Source organism: Pseudoclavibacter endophyticus (genome assembly GCF_008831085.1).
Lineage (GTDB): Bacteria > Actinomycetota > Actinomycetes > Actinomycetales > Microbacteriaceae > Pseudoclavibacter > Pseudoclavibacter endophyticus.
This window is the reverse complement of the sequence record NZ_WBJY01000004.1, coordinates 185,709-209,197: the sequence shown is the minus strand read 5'-3', so window position 1 is coordinate 209,197 and position 23,489 is coordinate 185,709. Positions and strand designations below refer to the sequence as shown.

The 23,489-nt window shown below is 66.9% G+C and carries 27 protein-coding genes, 1 tRNA gene and 1 pseudogene; 11 read left to right on the top strand and 18 right to left on the bottom strand.

Annotated elements, in window-relative coordinates:
* Positions 1–45 precede the first annotated feature (45 nt).
* Complete coding sequence (gene argG / locus F8O04_RS13915; RefSeq protein WP_158029990.1) at positions 46–1,488, bottom strand: argininosuccinate synthase; 1,443 nt, start codon at positions 1,486–1,488, stop codon at positions 46–48.
* Between the two features lie 74 nt (positions 1,489–1,562).
* On the bottom strand, positions 1,563–1,961 hold the full coding sequence (locus F8O04_RS13910) for a four-helix bundle copper-binding protein (protein ID WP_158029989.1): 399 nt from the start codon (positions 1,959–1,961) through the stop codon (positions 1,563–1,565).
* Positions 1,962–2,341: 380 nt separating this feature from the next.
* Between F8O04_RS13910 and F8O04_RS13905 the strand changes: the two genes are divergently transcribed.
* The 5 genes from F8O04_RS13905 (at position 2,342) to F8O04_RS13885 (ending at position 6,143) form a co-directional block, all read left to right on the top strand.
* On the top strand, positions 2,342–2,821 hold the full coding sequence (locus tag F8O04_RS13905; protein WP_225735089.1) for a DUF4383 domain-containing protein: 480 nt from the start codon (positions 2,342–2,344) through the stop codon (positions 2,819–2,821).
* A gap of 165 nt (positions 2,822–2,986) precedes the next feature.
* Positions 2,987–4,237 (top strand): D-arabinono-1,4-lactone oxidase, encoded by a 1,251-nt coding sequence (locus tag F8O04_RS13900; RefSeq protein WP_158029988.1) that lies wholly within the window; start codon positions 2,987–2,989, stop codon positions 4,235–4,237.
* The gene (locus F8O04_RS13895) at positions 4,227–4,616 is read left to right on the top strand and encodes a sensory rhodopsin transducer (RefSeq protein WP_158029987.1); all 390 of its coding nucleotides are present in this window, start codon (positions 4,227–4,229) and stop codon (positions 4,614–4,616) included. The genes F8O04_RS13900 and F8O04_RS13895 overlap by 11 nt, the downstream gene beginning before the upstream one ends.
* A gap of 103 nt (positions 4,617–4,719) precedes the next feature.
* Complete coding sequence (locus tag F8O04_RS13890; RefSeq protein ID WP_158029986.1) at positions 4,720–5,343, top strand: TetR/AcrR family transcriptional regulator; 624 nt, start codon at positions 4,720–4,722, stop codon at positions 5,341–5,343.
* On the top strand, positions 5,340–6,143 hold the full coding sequence (locus F8O04_RS13885; RefSeq protein WP_158029985.1) for an NAD(P)H-dependent oxidoreductase: 804 nt from the start codon (positions 5,340–5,342) through the stop codon (positions 6,141–6,143). The genes F8O04_RS13890 and F8O04_RS13885 overlap by 4 nt, the downstream gene beginning before the upstream one ends.
* A 105-nt stretch (positions 6,144–6,248) precedes the next feature.
* On the opposite strand, the gene F8O04_RS13880 is transcribed toward F8O04_RS13885, so the two are convergent.
* From F8O04_RS13880 to F8O04_RS13870, 3 genes are all read right to left on the bottom strand, one after another.
* Positions 6,249–6,671, bottom strand: coding sequence for a RidA family protein (locus F8O04_RS13880; protein ID WP_158029984.1), 423 nt, complete (start codon positions 6,669–6,671; stop codon positions 6,249–6,251).
* A gap of 85 nt (positions 6,672–6,756) precedes the next feature.
* Entirely contained in the window at positions 6,757–7,368 is a 612-nt protein-coding gene (locus F8O04_RS13875; protein WP_158029983.1) for a hypothetical protein, read from the bottom strand.
* A 65-nt stretch (positions 7,369–7,433) separates the two neighbouring features.
* Complete coding sequence (locus tag F8O04_RS13870) at positions 7,434–7,742, bottom strand: hypothetical protein (RefSeq protein ID WP_158029982.1); 309 nt, start codon at positions 7,740–7,742, stop codon at positions 7,434–7,436.
* 121 nt (positions 7,743–7,863) lie between these two features.
* Here F8O04_RS13870 and F8O04_RS13865 point away from each other — a divergent pair, with 121 nt between their 5' ends.
* Complete coding sequence (locus F8O04_RS13865) at positions 7,864–8,331, top strand: MarR family winged helix-turn-helix transcriptional regulator (protein WP_158029981.1); 468 nt, start codon at positions 7,864–7,866, stop codon at positions 8,329–8,331.
* A 25-nt stretch (positions 8,332–8,356) separates the two neighbouring features.
* Here the strand turns inward: F8O04_RS13865 and F8O04_RS13860 are convergent, their stop codons facing one another.
* Entirely contained in the window at positions 8,357–9,364 is a 1,008-nt protein-coding gene (locus tag F8O04_RS13860) for an SDR family NAD(P)-dependent oxidoreductase (RefSeq protein ID WP_158029980.1), read from the bottom strand.
* 221 nt (positions 9,365–9,585) lie between these two features.
* Here F8O04_RS13860 and F8O04_RS13855 point away from each other — a divergent pair, with 221 nt between their 5' ends.
* Positions 9,586–11,079 carry an MFS transporter gene (locus F8O04_RS13855; RefSeq protein ID WP_158029979.1) on the top strand — a complete coding sequence of 498 codons (1,494 nt, stop codon included), beginning with the start codon at positions 9,586–9,588 and terminating at the stop codon, positions 11,077–11,079.
* Between the two features lie 154 nt (positions 11,080–11,233).
* On the top strand, positions 11,234–11,656 hold the full coding sequence (locus F8O04_RS13850) for a MarR family winged helix-turn-helix transcriptional regulator (protein ID WP_158029978.1): 423 nt from the start codon (positions 11,234–11,236) through the stop codon (positions 11,654–11,656).
* Between the two features lie 275 nt (positions 11,657–11,931).
* Here the strand turns inward: F8O04_RS13850 and F8O04_RS13845 are convergent, their stop codons facing one another.
* Positions 11,932–12,615 (bottom strand): Crp/Fnr family transcriptional regulator, encoded by a 684-nt coding sequence (locus F8O04_RS13845; RefSeq protein ID WP_158029977.1) that lies wholly within the window; start codon positions 12,613–12,615, stop codon positions 11,932–11,934.
* A gap of 163 nt (positions 12,616–12,778) precedes the next feature.
* Between F8O04_RS13845 and F8O04_RS13840 the strand changes: the two genes are divergently transcribed.
* The 3 genes from F8O04_RS13840 to F8O04_RS13830 all read left to right on the top strand — a co-directional run bounded on the left by F8O04_RS13840 (position 12,779) and on the right by F8O04_RS13830 (position 15,645).
* Positions 12,779–13,012 carry a heavy-metal-associated domain-containing protein gene (locus F8O04_RS13840; RefSeq protein ID WP_158029976.1) on the top strand — a complete coding sequence of 78 codons (234 nt, stop codon included), beginning with the start codon at positions 12,779–12,781 and terminating at the stop codon, positions 13,010–13,012.
* Between the two features lie 82 nt (positions 13,013–13,094).
* Positions 13,095–15,095: a heavy metal translocating P-type ATPase gene (locus tag F8O04_RS13835; protein ID WP_158029975.1), complete on the top strand. Its 2,001-nt coding sequence runs from the start codon at positions 13,095–13,097 to the stop codon at positions 15,093–15,095.
* Between the two features lie 124 nt (positions 15,096–15,219).
* Positions 15,220–15,645, top strand: a complete 426-nt coding sequence (locus F8O04_RS13830) for a cupin domain-containing protein (RefSeq protein ID WP_158029974.1) — start codon at positions 15,220–15,222, stop codon at positions 15,643–15,645.
* A gap of 52 nt (positions 15,646–15,697) precedes the next feature.
* Here the strand turns inward: F8O04_RS13830 and F8O04_RS15310 are convergent.
* The 11 genes and pseudogenes from F8O04_RS15310 to rplU form a co-directional block, all read right to left on the bottom strand.
* A pseudogene (locus F8O04_RS15310) lies at positions 15,698–15,919 on the bottom strand (integrase core domain-containing protein); the annotation flags it as partial.
* A gap of 638 nt (positions 15,920–16,557) precedes the next feature.
* Positions 16,558–16,704, bottom strand: coding sequence for an IS3 family transposase (locus F8O04_RS15145; RefSeq protein WP_404821159.1), 147 nt, complete (start codon positions 16,702–16,704; stop codon positions 16,558–16,560).
* A 670-nt stretch (positions 16,705–17,374) separates the two neighbouring features.
* Positions 17,375–17,450 (bottom strand) — tRNA-Ala (locus F8O04_RS13815).
* A gap of 100 nt (positions 17,451–17,550) precedes the next feature.
* Entirely contained in the window at positions 17,551–18,345 is a 795-nt protein-coding gene (locus tag F8O04_RS13810; RefSeq protein WP_308420216.1) for a sulfite exporter TauE/SafE family protein, read from the bottom strand.
* 67 nt (positions 18,346–18,412) lie between these two features.
* On the bottom strand, positions 18,413–18,808 hold the full coding sequence (gene rsfS / locus F8O04_RS13805; RefSeq protein ID WP_158029971.1) for a ribosome silencing factor: 396 nt from the start codon (positions 18,806–18,808) through the stop codon (positions 18,413–18,415).
* Positions 18,809–18,872: 64 nt separating this feature from the next.
* Positions 18,873–20,027 (bottom strand): flagellar biosynthesis protein FlhF, encoded by a 1,155-nt coding sequence (locus tag F8O04_RS13800; protein WP_158029970.1) that lies wholly within the window; start codon positions 20,025–20,027, stop codon positions 18,873–18,875.
* Positions 20,024–20,716 (bottom strand): nicotinate-nucleotide adenylyltransferase, encoded by a 693-nt coding sequence (nadD, locus tag F8O04_RS13795; RefSeq protein ID WP_158029969.1) that lies wholly within the window; start codon positions 20,714–20,716, stop codon positions 20,024–20,026. Before nadD ends, F8O04_RS13800 begins: the two co-directional genes overlap by 4 nt.
* A 24-nt stretch (positions 20,717–20,740) precedes the next feature.
* Positions 20,741–20,956, bottom strand: a complete 216-nt coding sequence (locus tag F8O04_RS13790; RefSeq protein WP_158029968.1) for a hypothetical protein — start codon at positions 20,954–20,956, stop codon at positions 20,741–20,743.
* Between the two features lie 10 nt (positions 20,957–20,966).
* Positions 20,967–22,517: a GTPase ObgE gene (obgE, locus tag F8O04_RS13785; RefSeq protein WP_158029967.1), complete on the bottom strand. Its 1,551-nt coding sequence runs from the start codon at positions 22,515–22,517 to the stop codon at positions 20,967–20,969.
* Between the two features lie 136 nt (positions 22,518–22,653).
* A complete protein-coding gene (gene rpmA / locus F8O04_RS13780; protein ID WP_158029966.1) occupies positions 22,654–22,911 on the bottom strand; it encodes a 50S ribosomal protein L27 in 258 nt (85 codons plus the stop codon).
* 18 nt (positions 22,912–22,929) lie between these two features.
* Positions 22,930–23,244, bottom strand: a complete 315-nt coding sequence (gene rplU / locus F8O04_RS13775; RefSeq protein ID WP_158029965.1) for a 50S ribosomal protein L21 — start codon at positions 23,242–23,244, stop codon at positions 22,930–22,932.
* Positions 23,245–23,489: the final 245 nt, after the last annotated feature.

The following is a 23,489-nucleotide window of genomic DNA, read 5'->3' as shown; positions in this document are numbered from 1 at the left end:
CATCTTCGGCCCCGGTCGTCCGCGAGCGGACCCGCCGGTGCTCCCCTAGTCGGTCCCCGAGTCGAACGCCGCGGCCTCGGACACCGCGTCGGTCGCCCGGTCGAGGGCCTCGTCGGCAGCGCTCGAGGTTTCGACGGCGCCGAGGATGTGGGCCGCGTGCCCCGGCTCGAGGCGACCAACGAGCTCGGCGGTGGGCCCGCCGATGATGCCCTGCGCGGCGTACTGCTCGAGCCGCTGACGCGAGTCGGCGATGTCGAGATTGCGCATCGTGAGCTGGCCGATGCGGTCGTCCGGGCCGAAGGCGGCGTTGCCGACCCGCTCCATCGAGAGCTTCTCGGCCGCATAGCTGAGCGCGGGGCCGGTCGTGTCGAGGATCGTGTAGTCGTCACCGCGACGCAGCCGCAACGTGACCTCTCCGGTGACGGCCGAGCCGACCCACCGCTGCAGCGACTCGCGCAGCATGAGCGACTGCGGGTCGAGCCAGCGCCCCTCGTACATGAGGCGGCCGAGACGGCGACCCTCGTTGTGGTAGTTGGCGACCGTGTCCTCGTTGTGGATCGCGTTGAGCAATCGCTCGTAGGCGATGTGCAGCAGCGCCATGCCCGGCGCCTCGTAGATGCCCCGTGACTTCGCCTCGATGATGCGGTTCTCGAGCTGGTCGGAGACGCCGAGCCCGTGGCGGCCGCCGATCTCGTTGGCTTCGTAGACGAGCGCGACGGCATCCGCGTACTCGACGCCGTTGATCGCGACGGGCCGCCCGCCCTCGAAGCGCACCGCGACGTCTTCGGTTTTCACCTCGACGTCGTCGCGCCATGCGGCGATCCCCATGATGGGTGTGACGAGCTCGACCGAGGCGTCGAGGTCTTCTAGCTTCTTCGCCTCGTGCGTCGCTCCCCAGATGTTGGCGTCGGTCGAATACGCCTTCTCGGCCGAGTCGCGGTAGGGGAAGCCGCGGGCCACCAGCCACTCGCTCATCTCCTGTCGGCCGCCAAGCTCGCTCACGAACTTCGCGTCGAGCCAGGGCTTGTAGATGCGCAGGTCGGGGTTGGCCATGAGGCCGTAGCGATAGAACCGCTCGATGTCGTTGCCCTTGTAGGTCGACCCGTCGCCCCAGATGTCGACGCCGTCGTCCTTCATGGCCCGGACGAGCATCGTGCCCGTGACGGCCCGGCCGAGCGGCGTCGTGTTGAAGTAGGTCTTGCCGCCGGAGCGGATGTGGAACGCGCCGCACTGCAGCGCGACGAGCCCCTCTTCGACGAGCGCCGCCTTCGCGTCGATGAGTCGCGCGAGCTCGGCGCCGTACTCGCCGGCGCGGCCGGGCACCGACTCGATGTCGGGCTCGTCGTACTGACCGATGTCAGCGGTGTAGGTGCAGGGAATCGCGCCGTTCTCGCGCATCCAGGCCACTGCTGTGGAGGTGTCGAGACCTCCGGAGAACGCGATGCCGACTCGCTCGCCGACGGGAAGAGCACTCAATACCTTTGACACCCGCGAGAGTCTACCGGCGGATGCGGTTCCTGCGCGGCCATGGTCTCGTTGGTGGCGGGTACCGGGTCCTCTGGCTACCCGATTGCCGCGAGCAGCTCAGTGCACGCTTGCTCGCAGGCGCGACAGGCCTCGGCGCAGATGCGGCAGTGCTCGTGGTGGCCGGCGTGCGCTTCGCATTCGTCACCGCAGGAGCTGCAGGCCTGCACGCACGCCTGCAGCTGGGCGCGCAGGACAGCGGCGTCGCCCGTTTGCCGGGACAGCACGCGCGCGGTTGCCGCGCAGATGTCGGCGCAGTCGAGGTCCGTGCGGATGCACCGGCGCAGTTCGGCCACCGACTCCTCGCTCAGGCAGGCGTCGGCGCAGACCGTGCACGCCTGGGCACAGGCGACCAGCGAGTCGATGGTGCGGGCGAGCAGATCTCGGTCGAGGTCGATCTCGGCCGGATGCGTGTTCAACATTTCGAATGTACTCATGACGTGCGCTCCTCTCGTCCGTTTGCGACGCCGGTGCGCAGGCCGCGCCGCCTGTGTCTTCGACGCTACGCCGCCCCGTGGAATTCACCCTGCCCATTGCCTGCGTTCCGCTGGGTAACGGCAAAGCGCGCACGGCCGAAGTGCGGCGTCTCACAGGTGTGCGCCGACGGTGGTCAGGTCGGGTGCCCGGTCGGCGACGGCCCCAAGGTCACGCTCTGGTCACATTCCATGTATGTCGGCTGTGCGTCTGCGCGAGAAGGAGGAGCGAGTGGCTATTGATGCATATGGTGAACAAGCCGAGAACACCAGCGACGCCCGACCGGTCGCGGAAATCCAGACTCGGAATCGACCAGCGCCGCACGGAACGAAAGGTCACCTGCATGTCTGACTCAACGACACGACACCCCGACACGGCTGGCATGCGTCGCACGCCAGTGCAGATCGCGGCACTCATCTACGGAATCGTCTTCCTGATCGTCGGCGTTGCCGGGTTCATTCCCGGCATAACCACGAACTACGACACCATGCAGTTCGGCGGGCACCACTCCGAAGCCATGCTCATGGGCATCTTCCAGGTCTCGATCCTCCACAACATCGTGCACCTTCTTTACGGCATCGTCGGACTCCTCCTCGCGAGACGGCCCGGTTCCGCGCGGCACTACCTCCTCTGGGGTGGCGTGATCTATCTGGTGCTGTGGCTTTACGGCCTCTTCATCGACCACGACTCATCGGCCAACTTCGTTCCCCTCAACGATGCCGACAACTGGCTGCACCTGGTGCTCGGTGTCACGATGATCGGGCTCTCTTTCCTGCCGCGCAGACGCTCGACTGACGTGGGCCGGACAGACCCGCGCCCGTAGTCACCATCGGCGAGAGGCCAATGCACCTCTCACCCCGTGAGGGGCCGCCCCCGTTCTCGGTGGGCGGCCCCTCCGCTTGCCAGGGCGGCCGCCGGGGGTCCGCGAGATTCGCTCAGGCGCAAGGCGTGGCCATCGGCGGCCAGGTAACCCGTGCTGAGGAGATGCATGACCGAAGAACGCAATGTTCGATTCACGAACTGGTCCGGGAGCCTGTCGTTCACGGCTTCTCGCCAGCACGCGCCCCAGACAGAAGAAGAGGTGGCGAGCCTCGTGCGGCGAGCCGCCCAGCGCGGCGCCGTCGTTCGCCCCGTCGGGTCCGGCCACTCGTCGACGCCGCTCGTCGAGACGTCTGACGAGCTGCTTTCACTCGACAACATGCGTGGCGTCGTTGCCGTCGACAAGGATGCCCGACAGGTGACGGTGCTGCCGGGCACGGGACTCGCCGATCTCGGCGAGGCGCTCGCAGACGCCGGACTGGCGATGGAGAACCTCGGCGACGTCGACTACCAGGCGATCGCCGGAGCGATCGGCACGGGAACGCATGGAACGGGCGAACGTCTCGGCAACCTCTCGTCGACGCTGGTGGGCGGTCGCCTCGTCACGGGCACCGGTGAGATCGTGCCATTCGGCGTCGATGCGGGAGAGGCCCATGATTCGGAGCTCACCCGCGCGGCCCAGGTTTCGCTCGGCGCGCTCGGCGTCCTGACCTCCCTGACCCTCCGCGTGCGCCCGGCCTACGAGCTGCATCGACATAACGTCATGACGCACATCGACTGGGTACTTGATCATTTCGACGAGCTCGCGGCGTCGTACCGCCACGTCGACTTCTACTGGTATCCCCGCAGCGACCGCGCGCAGGTGCGTGTGCTCGATGAGCCTGGCGGGCTTGAGCGGGGCGGCAGCCTTGACGACCTGCGGATGAACGGCCGACTGAAGCGCGAGGAGCGGGGGCCGTCCTACGAGATCATCCCCAACGCCAGGGAGATCGAGTTCGACGAGATGGAGTACATGCTGCCGCGCGAGGCGGGGCTCGCAGCGTTCCGTGAAGTCCGTGACCGGGTCAAGACCAAGCATCGTGCGAACGTTGCATGGCGCCTCCTCGTCCGCACCATCGCACCGGACCGGGGAATGCTCTCGACCGCGTTCGAGCGCGAGACCCTCACGATCGCCCTGCTGCAGAACACGACGCTCGACTACCGCGCGTACTTCGAGGATGTCGAGCCGATCTTCCTCCGCCATGGCGGCCGGCCCCACTGGGGCAAGAAGCACACCCGCGCGGCCGAGGAGCTGGGCCGCATGTACCCGCACTGGGATCGATTCCTGCAGCTGCGCCGCGAGCTCGACCCCGATGGCGTCTTCCTGAACGACTACCTGCGTTCCGTTCTGGGCGAGGAAGGAGCCCGCGATGACCAATGAGATCGCCGCACTCGGGCGCACGACGTGGGCCTTTGCGGCGGGCCACATGCCCGATGGGTCGACCGGTCATGAACCGGAGTTCACGAGTCGCGACGAGCTGTGCCTGCTCAACGTGACCGATACCGAAGCCTGCGCCGAGCTCACGATCTTCCACGAGGATCGCGATCCCGTAGGCCCCTATCGGATCGCCGTGCCCGCGTCACGGGTGAAGCACACGAGGATCAACGACCTCATCGACCCGGAGGCGATCCCGCTCGGGGCGCCGTACGGGATGACCGTCGTGAGCGACGTGCCGCTCATCGTTCAACTCCGACACCTCGACACACGTCAGGCCGAGCTCGGCGTCGCGATCACGTCGGGCGTGCCCGGGCCGCATTAGCGGATGCGGGAGGCCGTTCGCCCTGCCACCGCACCGTCAGCATCCAGCCCACCACGCTACCTACCCGGAGTAGGCTACTATTGGTAGTCAAGGGGGTAACGTCATGGCTGAAGCTGAACAAGAGATCGCATCCGCGAAACGACGACTGTCACGGACGGATCGCCACGCCCAACTTCTCGACGTCGCGCGGCAGCTGCTCGACGAGCGGGGAACGGACGAGTTCTCACTGGGGCGGCTGGCTGCACGGGCCGGTGTCTCCAAGCCTGTCGCCTACGATCACTTCCCGGATCGGTCGGCGGTCCTCGTCGAGCTCTATCGCGACTTCGAGGCGCGGCAGCTCCACATCCTCACCGAGGCCCTTCGGAACACGGACGGCGGGATGCTCGAAGTGTGCTCCACCGTGGCCCGCGCGTACCTCGAATGCTGGCTGACGGAAGGCCGCGAGATGGCCGGCGTCGTCGCCGCCCTTTCCGGATCCCCGGACCTGGACAAGCTTCGGCGCGAAGCCGAGCACGACTACCTCCGTGTCTGCGAAAACGCCCTTACCCCGCTCATTGGCCCGATGAACCCGGTCTTCCTGCAAGCAGTAACGGCAGCCGGTGACGCCCTCGCCCGGGAAACGGTCGCGGGCAAGATCGACGCAGATGACGCCGGCAGGGCTCTCGCCGCGGTCATCGTTGTGATAGCGCAGGAGGCCAGAACGGTACCCAGGGAGCAGGCATCGTGACGATCTCGCATCCGCCCACACCGGGCACCGCGCTCTGGCTGTACGCGCATCCCCGCCCGGATTCGCTGAATGGTCGCATCTTCCGAGAAGGCGTCGACACCCTCGCTGGGCAACGCAACGTGCTGACCTCCGACCTCTACGCCCAGGGCTTCGATCCGGTCTTGCGTGAGAGCGATCTCGGCCAGCTCTCCGGCACCCACGGCAACTTCGCCGAGTTGCTCGGTGACGCGTACACCCAGGGCCAGTTGGCACTCGACGTGCGTGCCGAGCAGCGAAAGGTCGCCGAGGCGGAACTCCTCATCATCCAGTTCCCGCTCTGGTGGTACGGAATGCCCGCCATCCTCAAGGGCTGGATCGACCGTGTCCTCACAGCAGGATTCGCCTTCGGAGATCTTGACGAGACGGGCCTGCCGAGGCGGTACGGCGACGGCGGACTGGTCGGCCGCAAGGCCCTCATCATCGTCACGGCGGGCGAAGACGGCCGCTCGCTCGGATCCCGCGGGATCAGCGGCGACCTCGACACGCTCCTGTTCCCCCTCACCCACGGCGTGCTCTGGTATTCGGGAGTAGCGTCCTACGACCTCCACGTCATCACCGACGCCGACGGCCTTGACGACGACGCCGTCGCTCGTGAGTTGCGGCGACTCCGCCGCCGGCTCTCGGGCATCGCCGAGGAGCCCGCGAGGTTGTTCCGGAATCTCCGTGACGGCGAGTACCGCGGCACTCGGGCACTGCGAGCAGACCTTGCGCCCGGTCGAACAGATCTCAACGTCCACCTCGCAGACGACCGACGCCTCTGATCTGGCGGTCCAGCGAGCGCGACTGGCCGATGTTGGCCCAGGATGAGATCCGCGGCCCTTCCGGGACCCGCGCGGCATTCGCGCACGGTCACCCTCGGGCTGGGGTCAGCCTTTGAGGGCTGCGACAGCCTCGATCTCAACGAGCTGGTTGTCATAACCCAGCGCGGCGACCCCCAGAAGGGTGCTCGGGGGCCGGTGCGGAGCGAAGGCGTCGCGGGTGACCTCCCAAGCTGCCACGAGATCGGCCTGCTCCGCCGAAGCGACGTAGACGGTAGTCTTCACGACATCAGCCAGGCCCGCCCCCGCGGCGGCCAGCGACTGCACGAGGTTCTCGACGCAGAGCGCCGCCTGGCCGCGAACGTTTCCAACCGACATGGTCGCGCCGTCCGGCGCGAGCGGACACGCACCGGCGATATGGATGAGCGTTTGGCCGGGCGGGGTGATTGCGACGTAGGCGTATTCTGCGGCGTCGGACAGGGCCGGCTTGCCGTCGACTGCGGTCTCGGCGGCTTCCAGAAATCGAGTCATGCCGCGCACGCTACACGCCGGCAGCGCCGAGACGCGCCACGATCACCCGGGGGCCGCTTCGGCGCCACGGGCGCGCCGCACCGCCTCAGAACGCCGTGACCAGCACCCAGACGAGCGCGATGAACCCGACGACGACCGCACCCAACGCCAGTGGCGTGAGTAACCGCTCCATGAGCGAGACGGATCCGCGACACAGCCGGTGGGCAGCCTCCGGCGTCAGCGCATCCGTCACCACGGTCGGCTCGACACCCAACGGCTCCAGGTACTGGGCAACCCCGAACCGCGTACGCGGAGTGTAGGCAGCCAGCGTCCGTTCCCCGCCTCGGAGGATGACCCGTGGCGTCCTCACCGGTCCCGACCGTGAGGGCACCCGGAGGTTGGTCAGCAGCACGATCTCGTCGATCGCGCCGACAGGTATCGACAACGGCCGCCCGAACACGCGCCGGAGCACCACCCCGTCTGCACGCATATCCGCCTCTACATACATGCCCACAAGGGGCACGCTCACCACCAAAACGACGCCGCCCAACACGAGGAGGGCCAAGGCGAATCCCATGGTGGCCCCGAAGAAGCCATCTTGCGGGAAACCTCGAAACGTCCACCCCGCGGCGTGGAAGCCCGCGGCCGTCCAGATGGCGCCCAGCAGCAGCAGCAGTCCGGAAAGGACGATGAGCACTCGCCCGGCGACGACCGACACGCGCACCCTCCCTCACGGTGGATTGCGGCCCGGGTTGACAACCACGGCGACCCGCCCGCCCAAATCTAGTTCGGAACCGGCGTTCCCGACTGGTGCTGCCGAGTCGATTGCGGCGCCGCTCGGTCGATCACGATGATCGCATCGACAGCATCCGTCGCTTCGTGCGCGTACAGGATGATGGCAGCCCTTTCCGCATCGGCGCCTTCACCGATCTCAACGGTATGGACGAGGTCTCCGTACTCATTGACCAGCATCGCGAACGGCGCGACGTCTTCCGCGAGGACGAGAACCGACTGGTTGCGTTCGATGAGCTCACGGGCATATAGCACTGCTTCCAAGTTGTCGGTCAGCGTCGCTTGGTTGGTGACAGTCAATGTCGCTCCTTGGCTCTCAGGGGGGCACGGACGGTGAGCCAACCCAGGGTTAGCCGCATCCGAACTATTAGTTCTTATCAAACTATTAGCCTCGTGCTACGGTCGCAAGGTGCCGAGTGAAATGCCCAGGGAACCCAAAGCCGAGCTCGTCGAGCGCTTCACGCGTGAGACGAGGGAACTGACGCGTCTGCTCGCCCGCACGCGCCTGAAGCCGGTGCTGGAGCTCGAGTTGTCGCTCCAGCAGCTGAAGATCGTGCTCCTCGTAGCAACCGGAGAGGCGACCTCGGGGAGGGCCCTCGCGGACCACCTGCACGTCTCGCCCGCGACGATCTCGGTGAGCATCGAGAGGCTCGTCGAGATGGGATACCTGGTCCGTGACGAGGTGAGTGCCGACCGGCGAGTGAAGCGGCTGACGGTGACCCCCAAGTCAGCCGACCTCTACGACCAGTTCCTGAACAAGCGCGAAGCCCCTGACGAGATCCTCACCTCACTTGCTCTCGACGATCTCGAGGCCCTCGTCCAGGGCGTCTACGCGCTCCGCCGCGCCGTCGCACAGCGCGAGGACGGCAATGAGCCCGACACCCAGTGAACGAGCACGCGTGCACCCTGGGGCGCTACTGCACTGACCAGCCTCCATCGGAGGGAAGGATCGCCCCGTTGATGTTCACCCCGTCGTCGCTGAGGAGGAAGGTGATGGACGCGGCAAGCTGCTCCGCGGTCGCGACGGTGGGAATCTGCGACTGGAAGGGGCGCAAGCGCGCGGAACCCGATTCAGAGACGTTCTCCGGGAATGGAATGCCCGTGGCGACACCGCCGGGCGCAACTGCATTCACGCGAATACCATCCGGGCCGTACATGAACGCGGCCGAGCGAGTAAGGCCCACGACGCCGTGCTTCGAGGCCGTATAGGCGTTGCCCGAAGCGTTGCCGCGGAGCCCCGCCTCGGACGTGACGTTCACGATCGACCCCGACTTGCGGGCGAGCATGATTGGCAAGACGGCGCGTGTGAGTTTGAACGCACCGGTGAGGTTGACCCCGATAACCCGGTCCCACATCTCGTCACTGGTTTCGTGCAGCGGGGAGAAGTCATCGTTGATGCCCGCCACGTTCGCCAGACCGTCGATGCGCTCGCCTGCCGCGGCGACGATCTCGTCGACCGATTCCTGCCGGGTGATGTCCCCGGCGACCGTCACCACGCGCTCGCCGATCTCGGCGGCCAGCTCGCTGAGACGGTCCGCGTTCACGTCCACGGCGACAACGGTCGCACCCTCTCGCACGAGCCGGCTGCTCGCAGCCCGCCCGATACCGGAAGCGGCACCCGTGACGATGACGGTCCTTCCCGTGAACCTCCCTGGGACCGGGAACTCAACCCACCCCGCCGCGGACTCCCCGACGGGCGCCACTCCGTCATTCGCCCGGAGCACGAGGTCGTCGATGACGTCCTGCGCGAGCCTTCCCTGGCTCAGCGCGACGAGCTGCTGCAACGGGAGCCCCCGCACCGGGGCGAGTTTGTCTTCATCGACGCCCGATTGGGCCAGGAGGCCGCGAACCAGCTCCCCGCCGACGGGGTGGTCGAGCCATTCGGAGATCGTGTTGTTCGCAGTCAGACCATGAGCAGTCATTGGGTTCTCCTCGGTTCGTGGCGCTCTCGCGCGAGCGTCGCTGGGTGATGGGGTGCCGACACGGGATGAATGACGACTCGAGGCCGGCCATGCCCCGTCTCCGCTCGCAACTGGCACGAGACTGTGGCCGTGTGTATTCTACATAGGCCTCTTGTGTAGGTTACATATCGACCGCAGTGCCTGGACCGCAGTGCCTGGTGGTCTCTCTTGGAAGGGTTTCAATGGCTTCATCCGCCGTCCCTCAGCGCGTGCCGGACGCGCCCGTCGCTCGTCCCCTGCTGGTGGTCGTGGTACTCGGCTTCTCCAGTATGTGCGCGGCGTTGATGCAGTCGCTGGTAATCCCGATCCAGGCCGAACTCCCAGACCTGCTCAGCACCACGCCGAGCAATACCTCCTGGGTGGTGACTGCGACGCTCTTGGGTGGCTCGGTCGCCATGCCCGTGGCGGGCAGGCTGGCCGACATCTACGGCAAGAAACCCGTCATGGTGATCTCTGCGATCGTTCTGCTCGTCGGATCGCTGCTGTGTGCCGTGTCGAGCGTCTTTCTACTGGTTGTGGCCGGCCGTGTCCTGCAGGGCATGGCGATGGGCTACATCCCGGTCGCGATCAGCATGGTCCGTGAGGTCACGCCGCCCAAGATGACGAACACCGCCCTCTCGGCCGTCAGCGCCACCCTGGGTGTGGGCGGTGCACTCGGCCTTCCACTCGCAGCGTGGATCGTGGAGAGCTTCCACTGGAGCGTGCTGTTCTGGATGTCCGCCGGGTTGGCCGTGGTGATGATCACGCTCTCCGCCATCGTCCTGCCCCACACTCAACGCGATCACCCCGCACGTGTGGACTGGATCGGTGCGCTCGGGCTCGCGATCGGACTGGTGGCAGTCCTCGTCGGCGTCACCAAGGGAAACGACTGGGGCTGGGTCACAGCACCGACGCTGGGGCTCATCGTTGGTGGCGCGGCCGTGCTCGTCGCCTGGGCCTTCTACGAGTTCAAACACCGCGACCCGCTCGTCGACCTGCGCACCACTGCCCGGCTCCCGGTGCTGTTCACCAACCTCGCGGCCTTGGCGATGGGGTTCGGGATGATGGCCCAATCCATCGTCGTCCCTCAGCTCCTTCAGCTGCCCAGCGAGACGGGGCACGGCCTCGGGCAGACGATCATGCAGACGGGACTTTGGATGGCGCCCGCGGGCGTGATGATGCTGCTGTTCTCCCCCGTGTCCTCCCGGATGCTCACTCGTCTCGGCGGACGGCTGACGCTCGCGATCGGCGGCGGCGTCCTTGCCGCCGGGTATTTGACGGCGCTCTTCTTGACCGGCACTCCGTGGACGCTCACGCTGGCGATCTGCATCTCCTCCGCCGGAATCGGCATCGGCTACGCGGCCATGCCGAGCCTCATCATGAAGAACGTCCCCCGCAGCGAGGCCTCCTCCAGCGTCGGCGTCAACACCCTGATGCGCTCCATGGGCTCCACGATCGCCGGAGCGGTCATGGCCACCGTCCTCACCAGCCAAACCACCGCCCACGGTCCCCTCAATACTCCCATCCCGACGCACGGCGCGTTCCTGACCTGCTTCGCGATCGGGGCCGGCGCGGCGCTCCTCGCCGTCGCGCTCACGTTCCTCATCCCCCGCATCCCGAAGCACCACGACGGGGAGGTGGTCGACACCCCCGGGACGGCCGACTCGGCTGCTGAACAACTGACGCCGACCAGGTGAGCGGGGCTGCCCGGCCCGCCTCGGTGGGCGTTTGGATGCACGGCGCGCATGGCTGTGTAGACTCCACATCCACGTGAGGTCGCCATTCGGAGGTGACGAGACCATCAGCGCACGAACCGAACACGCGCGCGACGAGGCGCGGACGCTCGCGGGCATGTTCACCGAGCTCGACCGGCACCGGCGCACCCTGAGTCAACGCGCGACTCTGGGCACCGCCGATATGCGACTGCTGTGGCTGCTCTCCGACGACGAGCCGCGGACGCTTAAGCAGATCGCCGAGCGGCTCGGGCTCGAACAGTCCACCGCCAATCGCCAGGTCAACGCCGCGGTCACGGCGGGGCTCCTCGTCCGAGAGCGTGACCACTCCGCCGCGCCCTATCGCTTCACCGCGACGCCCAGGGGCGCCCGCGAGTTCGAACGGAACCTGCACGCCACGCTCGACACCTACCGGCACGCGCTCAACGCCCTCGGCCCCGACCGTGCGCGGTTCCTAGACCTGCTGCAGAAATTCCTCGACGCATGCGGCGGCAGTCTCGACGCCGAGACCACCGTCATCCGCCGGGACGAACTCGGCTGATCGCGACTCGGCCCCCGCGAAGCCGAGCCCGAGCGCCTGGGGACAGCGCAAACTGGATCTCATTGGCACGCGGTTGTCTTGAAGGATCGCCGGTGAGCGGCCATCCGGAAGCGCTCGGGCACCACCTCCACGGTGGCATCCTGCCCTGCGTCCTGCGCCGCCTGCTGGAATGCTGACGGCAGCAACAGATCAATCCAGCAGAATCCAACCGGACGACGGTGCTCGGCTCGTCACCGGTCCTGGAGACCCGGCGCCAATCCGACACGATATCGGGTCTACCGAGGTGTGGCCACGCGTTCAAGTGCATCAATGTCACGAATCGTGACGTCACGGCGCCCACGGAGTTCGATGATGCCGGAGGCAGTGAGCGCGGCGAGACGTCGGCTCAGGGTTTCTGGCGTCGTGCCGAGGTAGGCGGCGATTTCTTGCTTTGCCATAGGCATCTGCACGGTGGGCACGCCGTCTCGCATGCTGCCGGGCAGATCCAGTAGGTAAGCTGCGACGCGGGCGCTGACATCGCTGGAAGTGACGGCGGCCAGCCGCCTCTCGACGGAAAAGAGCCGGTCGGAGAGTGTCCGCAGCATTCGCTGGCTAATGTCGGGGAAGTCGCGTAGTAGGGCCGCAAGGTCGGCGTGATCGAAGACGCACATCCGGCTGTCTTCCAGCGCGACCACGAGGTCATTCGGGCGGTAGCCGGTCAGAAAGGCCCGTTCGCCCACGACATCACCGTCGGTCACCGTGCGCAAGATCTGTTCTTGGCCATTGGCCGCCGCGTGGCTGACCTTGAGCTGGCCACTGTGCATCACCAGCAAACGCGACACCGACTGTCCGGGAGCATCGACCGTCTGCCCCTTGTGGACGCACATCGGGCGGACGAACTCCGCAACGCGCAACTGCTCCTCATGCGTGAGTCCTTGGAAGATCGGGACGCGGGTGACACACAAATCCTCCTCGGCCATGGCGCAAGCCTACCGAAATCGGCGTGCGCGGCGCCCGTGCCGGAGGCGCAAGAGACGCCTCGGAAAGTGTTCGTCCGAACTTGATCTGTGTCAAGGAGTACCGGGCGCTGCGGACCTACATTGAAGCTGTCAGCAAGGAATACATGTCGAAAGGAAACCCACAATGAGCACCTCGACCACGACACGCACCGTCCTGAGGGCCGAGGGATTCTCCTGCCCGTCCTGCGTCGCGAAGATCGAGAAGCAGGTCGGCCACCTTAAGGGTGTTGAGAACGTGAAGGTCCACTTCGCCTCCGCTCGCATCGAGATCAACTACGACGCCGAGCGCATCTCCGCCGATGACCTCGTCGCCGCCGTTGCCAAGGCCGGCTACAAGGCCGTCCCCTCGACTTTCTAAAGACCAACGCCCGCGGAACGTCCTTCCCTCATTCCACTGGGCCGGTCCGATGGCACGAGACCCAGAAAGGTCGTACCCGAAAATGAACAGACTCCAGAAATGGGTCTATGGGAACTGGTCGGTTCCCATCGTGTCCGGCATGCTCATCATCCTCTCGTTCGCCATCCAATGGCTGGCCGGGGGTGTGGCCGACCTCACCGTGAGCCCCCAGTGGTGGCTCGAGGCCGGCGCCCACGCCACCCACGCCGGCGCGGTCTTCACCCTCGGGGACGGCTTTATGCTCGCCGCGGCCGTGGTCGCCGGCTACGGGATTGTGGCGAAGGCGGTTCGTGCGCTGATCGCCAATGTCATCGGCATCGACCTGCTCGTGTCGGTTGCGGCGATCGGCGCGGTCATCATCGGTAACTTCTGGGAGGCCGCGGCAGTGACGTTCCTATTCGCGATCGGCCACGCCCTCGAAGCTGCGACCCTGAACAAGACGCGCTCGGCACTGGCCGAACTCGTCGCCGTCGCCCCAGATTCCGCGATCGTCGTGCGCAACGGCGAGCAACAGGAGATCCCTGCCGGGCAGGTGAGAATGGGCGAGATCGTCCTGGTCAAGAACGGCGCGAAGGTGCCCGTGGACGGCCAGGTTGTCTCCGGCACCGGGGCCATCGACGAGGCCTCCATCACGGGCGAGGCGATCCCGGTGGAGAAAATCAAAGGCAGCCAGGTCTTCGCCGGCACCGTTTCTCGCGGTGGATTCCTACAGGTGCTGGCCACCGGCATCGGCGCGGACACCACCTTGGCCCGCATCGTCCACCGGGTAGAAGAGGCCCAAGACGCCAAGGCGAAGACCCAGGCGTTCATCGACCGCTTCTCCCGCTGGTACACCCCTGCGGTGATGGTGCTGGCACTGGTGGCCGGGCTGATCTCCGGCGACGTGGTGCTCGCCCTGACCTTGCTGGTCATCGGCTGCCCTGGCGCCCTGGTGATCTCCATCCCGGTCGCGATCGTGGCCGGCATTGGCCGCGCGGCCCGCAACGGCATCCTGATCAAGGGTGGGGAGTTCTTGGAGACCTCGGCGAGAATCTCGGCGGTCGCTGTAGACAAGACCGGCACCCTCACCGAGGGCCGTCCGCAGCTGACCGATATCGTGCTCCTGGATTCGGCGCTAGACCGCACCGAAGTGCTGCGCTGGGCTGCCGCCGCGGAGGCCGGCTCCGAACATCCTTTGGCCCGTCCCATCCTGGAAACGGCCCAGGCCGACGGAGTAGGCCCGCACGGTATTCCCGGTACTGTCACCCCGGTACCCGGCAAGGGCATCGTTTCCGATGTTGACGGCCGGCAGGTGCTGATCGGTAACCCGCCGTTGCTGGAGCAGTACAACGTTCCCGACGATGGCAGCGCCGCCCAGGCGGCGAAAGCGCTAGCCGCCGACGGCAAGACGCCCATGATCGTGGCCGTCGACGACAAGGTGATCGGCGTCGTCGCCGTCGCAGACCAGATCCGACAGGATGCGCCCGAGATGGTCGCCCGCCTGCACCAGGCCGGCGTGGAGAAGGTGGTCATGCTCACAGGCGACACCCGGCTGGTGGCCGAGGCCATCGGGACAGCCACCGGGATCGACGAGATCCACGCCTCCCTGCTCCCCGAGGACAAGCTGGACGCGGTCGTGCAACTGCAGCAAGAGGGCCACATCATCGCCATGGTCGGCGACGGCGTCAACGACGCCCCGGCCTTGGCCACCGCAAACATCGGCGTGGCGATGGGGGCAGCTGGCTCGGCCGTTGCCGTGGAGACCGCGGACATCGCACTGATGGGCGACAACCTGCTCAAGCTGCCGGAGGCTATCGGCCTGGCTAAGCGGACCGTGTCCGTGATGCGGCAGAACATCGCGATCGCCCTGATCACCGTGGTGCTGCTGCTGGCAGGAATCTTCGCCGGAGGGGTGACCATGTCGATCGGCATGCTGGTCCACGAAGCCTCCGTGCTGGTGGTCATCGCCAACGCCATGCGACTGCTGCGCAACGCCCAGGGTTCCACCGAGATGCCCAAGCGCGAGAGGACCACCGAGAAAGGGGCGAAGCAGGTGACCGCCTGACGTCAAATCCGCGTGGCGGTCCGGAGCCCCTCGCCCCGGCTGCCCCGGACGCGGATAGTCATGAAAACTCAGGCAGCGACACGACCCACACAGACAGCTACACAGGAAGCAGAGGAGATCAGCCATGACCGAAAAAAACTTCACCCTGGGAGACAACGTCGAGCACTTCACTATCGCGGACGTCGCCCGGGATAACCCCGACTTCCGGAAGGTGCTGTGGACCGGCGAACACGCCCAGATCGTCATCATGACGATTCCGCCCGGTGGTGAGATCGGCGACGAGGTCCACGAATACACCGACCAGATCCTGACCTTCGTCTCCGGAACCGGAGAAGCCGACCTCAACGGCCACACCCACCCCATTGAGGCAGGCGACCAGTGCGCAGTTCCTGCCGGCGCCCAGCACAACTTCCGCAACACCGGCGAGGAGTCGCTGGTGCTCTACACCATCTACAGTCCACCGGAGCATGCTGCCGGCGCCGCGTTCGCAACCCGCGAGGAGGCCGACGCTGCCGAAGCCGCCGGTGAGGACGAACCGCCCCAGCCCTGACGATCCTGACAAACCCACTCGGGACTGAATCGGCCTGGCTTCGCATGTCGAGCTCGCCGTGGCGGCGCTGGTGGGTCCACCACCACACCCATTCGATCGTCTCGAGTTTGACCTGCTCGACCGTCCTCCAGGGTCCTTGTTGACGGATCAGCTCGGTCTTGTAGAGGTTGTTGACCGCCTCGGCGAGGGCGTTGTCGTTGCTGTCGCCGGCGGTCCCGGTCGACGGGGACGCGGCCGAGTTCGACGACGCGGTCGGTGTAGACCATCGACATATTGTTCGAGCCGTGGTCCGCGTGATGGATCAGTCCGTCGAGCGCCGCGTCTACACGGGAACGCGCATATCTTCGCAGAACGCAGCTTTTTACTCGACGGTGTGCCGATCATGTCAGCAAGAACCGCACCGTACTTCGCGATCAGTTCATGCACGAACTCGAGCCGGCGCCCGAGCGGACGCTCATCGTCGACTGGCCACACTGAGGGAAGGAGGATTGGAATGAAGAGGCGTGGCAGCAAGCCTCGAACCTCCTCGACGAGTGATGCTGAATCTCATGACCTGCGCCGACATGGGGACCGCCGTCTCGATAATGACCCCGCTCACCGTGTCCTGGTTGGGCTTGCACGCTATGCCAGGACCAGCATGCGAAGAGGCATTGGGGGGGGACTGCCGTGCATGACGCGACCGGTGCCGGGCGCGACGGGATGGCCGTGTCGGTCGCGGTCCCACATCGCGATCCGCAACGAGGTCAGGACCAGGTCGGTGACCTTCGTCGTCGCGGCGTGCCAGCCCACGATCCGCTGAGCCAAGCGCCACGACGAAGGCGACGTAGACGAATTCCGCCCACGTCCGCACGAAGGTGGTCCGCGACCCACCGGGTGTTGAGCGCAGCGGCGGTGAAGTCGCGGTCCAGCAGGTCACCGGCCCGGTGCCCGGCCCGGCCTGGGATGGTGGCGCGCAGCTTCCTTGCCGCGGCGCACACCGTTCATGCCCACGTCGCGCATCAATCGGTCCACCGTGCAGTGCGCCACGACGGGGCCCTGGCGTCGCAGGTGCGCGGTCATCTTCCGAAGGCCGTCAAGCCCCTCGGGGGTGCCGCGAGTTGCGAGCATGGCGTCGATGACGACAGCGCCGGACACGATCCTGACCGCGACCAGCCTGTTGGCCTGCCGCCAGGCACGAGAAAATCGAGGCCCTCCGCAGGATCTCGTTGTCCTCGCGCAACCCGCGGTTCTCGGCCTTCAGCCTGCGGATATCAGCGCTTTCCTCGCTCGAGGTCCCTGGCCGGTCCCCGGCATCGACGTCGGCCTGGACGACCCACCGACGCACCGTCTCCTTACCGATACCGAGCTGATCCGCGACAGCCTTCGAGTCCGCGGTCATCGACGGGTAGTCCGACCTGTGCTCAGCGACCATCCGAAGCGCCCGATCCTTCAGGGCGGGGTCCGCATGTGCTCATCCTCCTTGACTCACAAGGAAGCGACATCAAACCCGTGACGGTTCACCTCATTACCATCGACGAGGACGGACAGCACCACGTCAACGCGAGCCACCAGGTACCGACCTCGTCTTCGACGTCACCACCCGCGCCATCGTCACTGACGCCCGACGCGCTCACACAGCCGCGGCCCCCGCGACTATGGGGCAAACAAAAAGCCCGCCGAAACCGGCGGGCTCTTCCTGGACTCACTGTCCGATGATTTGCTCATGTCGAGGGTTCGAGTACGAGCATCGTGGTGGATCTGAGGGGACTCGAACCCCTGACCCCCTGCATGCCATGCAGGTGCGCTACCAGCTGCGCCACAGACCCAGGCCCCGTTACCGAGGCAATTCAGCTACTTGAAAGCAACCAGACGAATATAGCCCATCCGGCTCCGACGACGCAAAACGCCGAGGCGAGGACGGTGGCGCTAGGCGCCGGGCTTGGTGCGGCGGTTCTGGTTGATCACGTCGACGAGCATCCGGATCACGATGAGTACGAGGAACACCGCGAAGGCGATGTTTGCGGCGAGCGGTGACACGGCCGCCGCGACGATCGCGCCGAGGGTCGTCGTGAAACACGCGCACACCCCCACCACGATGGCCGACGGCACGTCGACGTTCTTGCGCAGGATGTTGCTGATCGTGCCCGAGATGCTCGTGCCGATCATCATGAGCAGCGACGAACCCTTGGCGATGAGGTCGCTCGACCCGAAGAGCAGCACCAGCATGGGGACGATGACGACGCCCCCGCCGATGCCGAGCAGGCCCGACATGATGCCGACGATGAAGCCGAGCAGGAAGATGAGCGGGCCCGTGACCCAGGTGATGTCGACTTCGGCGTCTCGCGAGGGGATCACGATGAACAGCGAGACGATCACGACGAGCATGAACGCGATGAACGCGAGTTGCAGCGCGGTGCGCGATACCTTCGACAGCAACCATGAGCCGAGCGGCGCCCCGAGGATCGAGCCGACGGCGAGGAGGAGCGCGAGCAGCACGTCCACGTGCCCGCCGATGCCGTATGTCGTGACGCCGACGATCGCCACCGGGAAGATCGCGAGCAGCGACGTGCCGGCGGCCAGCCTCGGCTCGAGGCGGGCCAGGTAGATAAGGGCGGGCACGATCAGGATGCCGCCGCCCACGCCGAACATGCCCGACATGAATCCGGCCACCAGGCCGATCGCGATCAACCACAGCCAAGGCCGCCTGGTTGGCGTGCTCATCATACGTTTCTTCCTCGCAGCCGAACGTTGCGCGCCCGATCGTGCGGACGCGCCCAACCCGTCGAACCTACTCCTGTCGCGAGTCGCCGGATGTTCCGGCCGCGTGAAGCCCGAGATCGACGACCGGCGCATCGCGCCACAGCCGTTCGAGCCCGTAGTACGCACGGTCTTCTTCGTGGAACACGTGCACGATGAGATCGCCGAAATCGAGCAGTACCCAGCGCCCCTCGTCGCGCCCCTCCCGGCGGATGGCCTTCTGGCGCGCTTGCTCAAGCAGCTGGTCTTCGATCTCCTCCGCGATCGCGAGCACGAGGCGCTCGTTGCGCCCGGAGGCGATGAGGAATACGTCGGTCAGCGGCATGTTCGCCGAGACATCGAGGCCGACGAGTTCGTCTCCCTGCTTGTCGTCAGCGGCCTTGGCCGCGATCTTGGCAAGCTCGACGGCTCGCTCGGAGGCTGTCATTCGGTTCCTCTCGGTTGGCAAAAACGTTTCATGGCGGGCGCGGCGTCGACGCCCGATCGGGGAGCTAGAACCATCCGCTCACCACCCCGTACAGCAGCACTCCCCCGCCCCCGACGACGGCGACGCCGATCGCGCCAACGACAACCCAGATCCACACGCCGAGGTGCCGGTGGGGCTCCGGCGCCACACGAACACCCGGGGCCCTGCTCAGCGAGACGGCATCGCGGGCAGGCACCGGCGAGTGCTCACTCCGCCTCTCGTCGGTCACAATGCCGGTCTCGGCATCGAACTGATCGAGACCGTCACGGTAGGCACCGAAGCTCGAAAGGTCGCGCGAGATGCGCATCGACCCCGTCACCATGACGTCGCCGGAACCCGAAAGTGCGCCGGTGATGTCTGGGTTGATGACCTCGGGCATCACGATCATGCCCGTCGGCGCATCGCCGACGCTCGCCGTCGCGAGCCGCTCGAAGTAGCCATCTGGCCCCGTCTCGACCTCGTCGCGGTGCGCGGCCTGGTCGCGAACGCGAGGCGCTGCTGCCGCTTCCGGCGCCAGGGGCCGGGAAGCCGTGTTGCCGGATGCCGTGTTTCCGGATGCCGTCGTGCCGGATGCCGTCGCGGTCGGCGCGGTATCGGGCAGGTCGCCGAGCGGCGACGACGGCGACGACGCCCAGGTGGCGGCCGCCCAGTCCTCGGAGGGCGCGTCGGCAGCACGTGCGGGCGCCTCGGGCTCATGCGGCGCACTGCGCTCACCTGGCGACACGGTTGCTCGCGGCACCGGCGGCGCGTGCTGCACCGGCGTCTCGGGCATGGCCAGCCGTTCGCCCGCTGGCACCTGCTCGTCGCGGCGGCTCCGGCGGGTCGCGGGCGCCGGCTGCTCCGCGGGCGACGCAGCCCGTTCGGCCGCACGCGACACGTCGTCATCGAGACCGTCGCCGCCGCCCTCCTGGCCGGAGAAGCGAGCATCCAACTCATCGCGCACCGAGCTCATGTCGCTCGTGCTCAGCCGCCACTCGACGGGATCGAGCGATGAGCGATGCTGACGCGGGCGCCGCTGGGGCTCCTGCTGGGGCGTGATCGCCCTGGGCTCTTGCGGCGGCGCTGCCGGCGCGGCTGCACGCGCCGCCGCTTCCACGCCGGGCCCGTGTGCGGGCGACTCGGCCGCGGCACGTTCGCGCTCGCGTATCTCGCGCCGGGTCAGGGGGCGATCGGCGGTCATGTGGCGACCTCGTGCGCCCGGTCGGACGAGAAGACGGCCGACCCCTCGGGCGCTGAAGCACGCTCCTCGTCATGATCGGAATCGGTGTAGAGCCGGTGCTTCGCGATGTACTGCACGACCCCATCCGGCACGAGATACCAGACCGGGTAACCGCGGCGAGCCCGATCCCGGCAGTCGGTCGACGAGATCGCAAGGGCGGGGACTTCGAGGACGCTGACCGACTCCCGAGGCAGGCTGTCGTCGAGCACGAGCTCGTGGCCCGGCCGCGAGACCGCGACGAAGTGGGCGTACTCGAACATGTCGTCCGAGTCTTTCCATTCGAGGATCTGAGCGATCGCGTCGGCGCCGGTGATGAAGAAGAGCTCAGAGTCGGGACGCAACCGCATCACGTCGCGAAGCGTGTCGACGGTGTAGGTGGGGCCGTCGCGATCGATGTCGACGCGACTGACGGTGAAACGCGGGTTCGACGCCGTCGCGATGACCGTCATGAGATAGCGGTCCTCGCTCGGCGACACGTTGCGCTTCATGTAGGGATTGCCGGTGGGAACGAACACCACCTCGTCGAGGTCGAAGCTCTTCGCCACCTCGCTCGCCGCCACGAGGTGCCCGTGGTGAATGGGGTCGAACGTGCCGCCCATGATCCCGACCCGGCGCTTGGCCGGCGTGGATGCAGTGGAACGGTCGGTCATACCCGCGTCGTGCCCGCTCGCGCGCTACTCATCCGTGTCGTGGCCGGGATGCACGTACGGCGTGTAGGGCGACACCGCGGAGGCCTCGGGGTGCGAATGCTGAGTATTGCGGAAGAGGAAGGTCAGGACCGTGAGCAGCATCAAGATCGCGAAGGCGAGCACGCCAAACATGAATGGGGGCATGAAGAGTTCGTTGACGACGTGGTGCCCCTCTTCGGCGGCAGCGATGAGCTCGATCATGAGGAACATCTTAGTCATCCCCTGCACGGCCGGGTGCCTCGCTGCCCTCGTCAGCGCCCTGGTCGGCCGTCCAGATCCCGGCCTCACGCTCGCGCTCCAGTTCAGCACGAGCCTCGGCCTTGGCATCCATGCGCTCGAAGTACGCGTCGCGCCGCTCGCGACGCGTCGAGCGCTGGTTTTCGTCCAGCCGCAGGTCGCTGCCGCGGGGCCCCACCAGGACCTCGGCGGCCGAGGTGAGCGTCGGCTCCCAGTCGAACACCATGCCGTCGCCGGGCCCGATCACGACGGTCGAGCCCGCGACCGCCCCGGCCTTGAAGAGCGCGTCCTCCACGCCGAGCCGGTTGAGGCGATCCGCGAGGTAGCCGACCGCCTCGTCGTTCTGGAAGTCAGTCTGGGCAACCCAGCGCTCCGGCTTGCGGCCGAGCACGCGGTAGAGGTTGCCGTACGTTCCGCCCTCGACGCGCACCTCGAACTCCTTCGCGTCGACCGCCCTCGGACGCAGCACGATGCGCGGCTTCGTCGCTTCCGCGTCCGCGCGGACCGACCGATCGGCCTCGACGAGCTCGCCGAGGGCGAAGCCGAGCTCGCGCAGCCCCTCGTGGCTCGCCGCGGAAATCAGGAACACGCGGTAGCCGCGCTCCTCGAGATCTCCGCGAACGAACTCCGCGAGCTCACGGGCATCCGGCACATCGATCTTGTTCAGCGCAACGAGTTGGGGCCGCTCCAGCAAGGGCACCTGCCCCTCGGGCACCTCGTAGGCCTCGAGCTCGCGCAGGATCACGCCGAGGTCGGAGACGGGGTCGCGCCCCGGGTCGAGCGTGGCGCAGTCGAGAACGTGCAGAAGCGCCGAGCAACGCTCGACGTGGCGCAGGAACTCGTGACCGAGCCCGCGCCCCTCGCTCGCGCCCTCGATCAGCCCCGGCACGTCGGCGACCGTGAAACGCGTCTGCCCCGCTTCGACGACGCCGAGGTTCGGGTGGAGCGTCGTGAACGGGTAGTCGGCGATCTTCGGCTTCGCGGCCGACATCGCGGCGATGAGGCTCGACTTGCCCGCCGACGGGTAGCCGACGAGCGCGACATCGGCGACGGTCTTGAGCTCGAGCAGGAGCGAGACCTCTTCGCCGGGCGTGCCGAGCAGGGCGAAGCCCGGGGCCTTGCGCTTGGTGGACGACAACGCCGCGTTCCCGAGCCCGCCCTGACCGCCCTCGGCGGCCACGAAGCGCATTCCGGTCTCGGAGAGGTCGGCGAGTTCGACGCCCTCGGCGTCGCGCACGACCGTGCCGACCGGTACCGGGAGCTCGAGGTCGCCACCCGTCACGCCGTTGCGAAAGTCGCCCATGCCGAAGCCGCCCTTCTCGCTTGAGCGATGCGGCGAATGGTGGTAGCTCAGCAGCGTCGTGACCTGAGGATCGGCGACGAGCACGATGTCGCCGCCGTCGCCGCCGTTCCCGCCATCGGGGCCGGCGAGCGGCTTGAACTTCTCGCGCTTGATCGAGGCGCAACCGTTGCCCCCCGCGCCCGCGCGCAGATACAGGGTGACCTCGTCGACGAACGTCGCCATGACTCCTCCGATCCTCACTTGGTTTGCTGCCGGGTGTTTCGGCACCTGCGGCCGAAACGACGATGAGGGGTGGCGTGTGCCACCCCTCATCGTGAAACGTGTTCGCGAGCCACCGTGGGCTCGTCTTGGCTGCGGACTACGCGTCCGCCGTGACGATGTTGACCACCTTGCGGCGGCCCTTCGCGCCGAACTTCACGACACCCGCCTCGAGGGCGAACAGCGTGTCGTCACCGCCGCGACCGACACCGGCGCCGGGGTGGAAGTGCGTACCGCGCTGGCGGACGAGGATCTCGCCGGCGTTGACCTCTTGGCCCGCGTAGCGCTTGACGCCCAGGTACTGGGCGTTCGAGTCACGACCGTTGCGAGATGAGCTCGCACCCTTCTTGTGTGCCATTTCGTACGCCTCCCAGGCTTACTTCTCGGTGATGTCGGTGATCTTGACGCGGGTGAGCTCCTGGCGGTGGCCCTGGCGCTTCTTGTACCCGGTCTTGTTCTTGAACTTCTGGATGACGATCTTGGGGCCGCGGAAGTCTTCGAGGACTTCGCCGGTCACCGTGACGCCGGCAAGCTTCGCCGCGTCGCTCGTGACGGTCTCGCCGTCGACGAGCAGCAGCGCGGGGAACGTGATGTTGCCGTCTTCATCGGCGACGACGCGGTTCACGCTGATCTCGTCGCCCACCTCGACCTTTTCCTGCCGGCCACCGGCGCGCACAACTGCGAATACCACTTCTGGGTCCTTTTCTTCGGTGCCCGGCCGAAGCCGAGCTGATGTGTTCTCATTGCCGAGGTCGTCGCTCGTGCCGCCAACCCGGTCTTCGCCAACGGGTGTTCGCGAATCGTGTTCTCGCAGCCTCCCGCGCCCGAACCGAGCCGGTGAGCCTCCGCAACGCAAGCTCAGCACGCGGTGACACGGGCGATCGGGATCGCACCCACGTGCCCACGTGCAACAGCGACCAAGTTTACGCGGCCCGC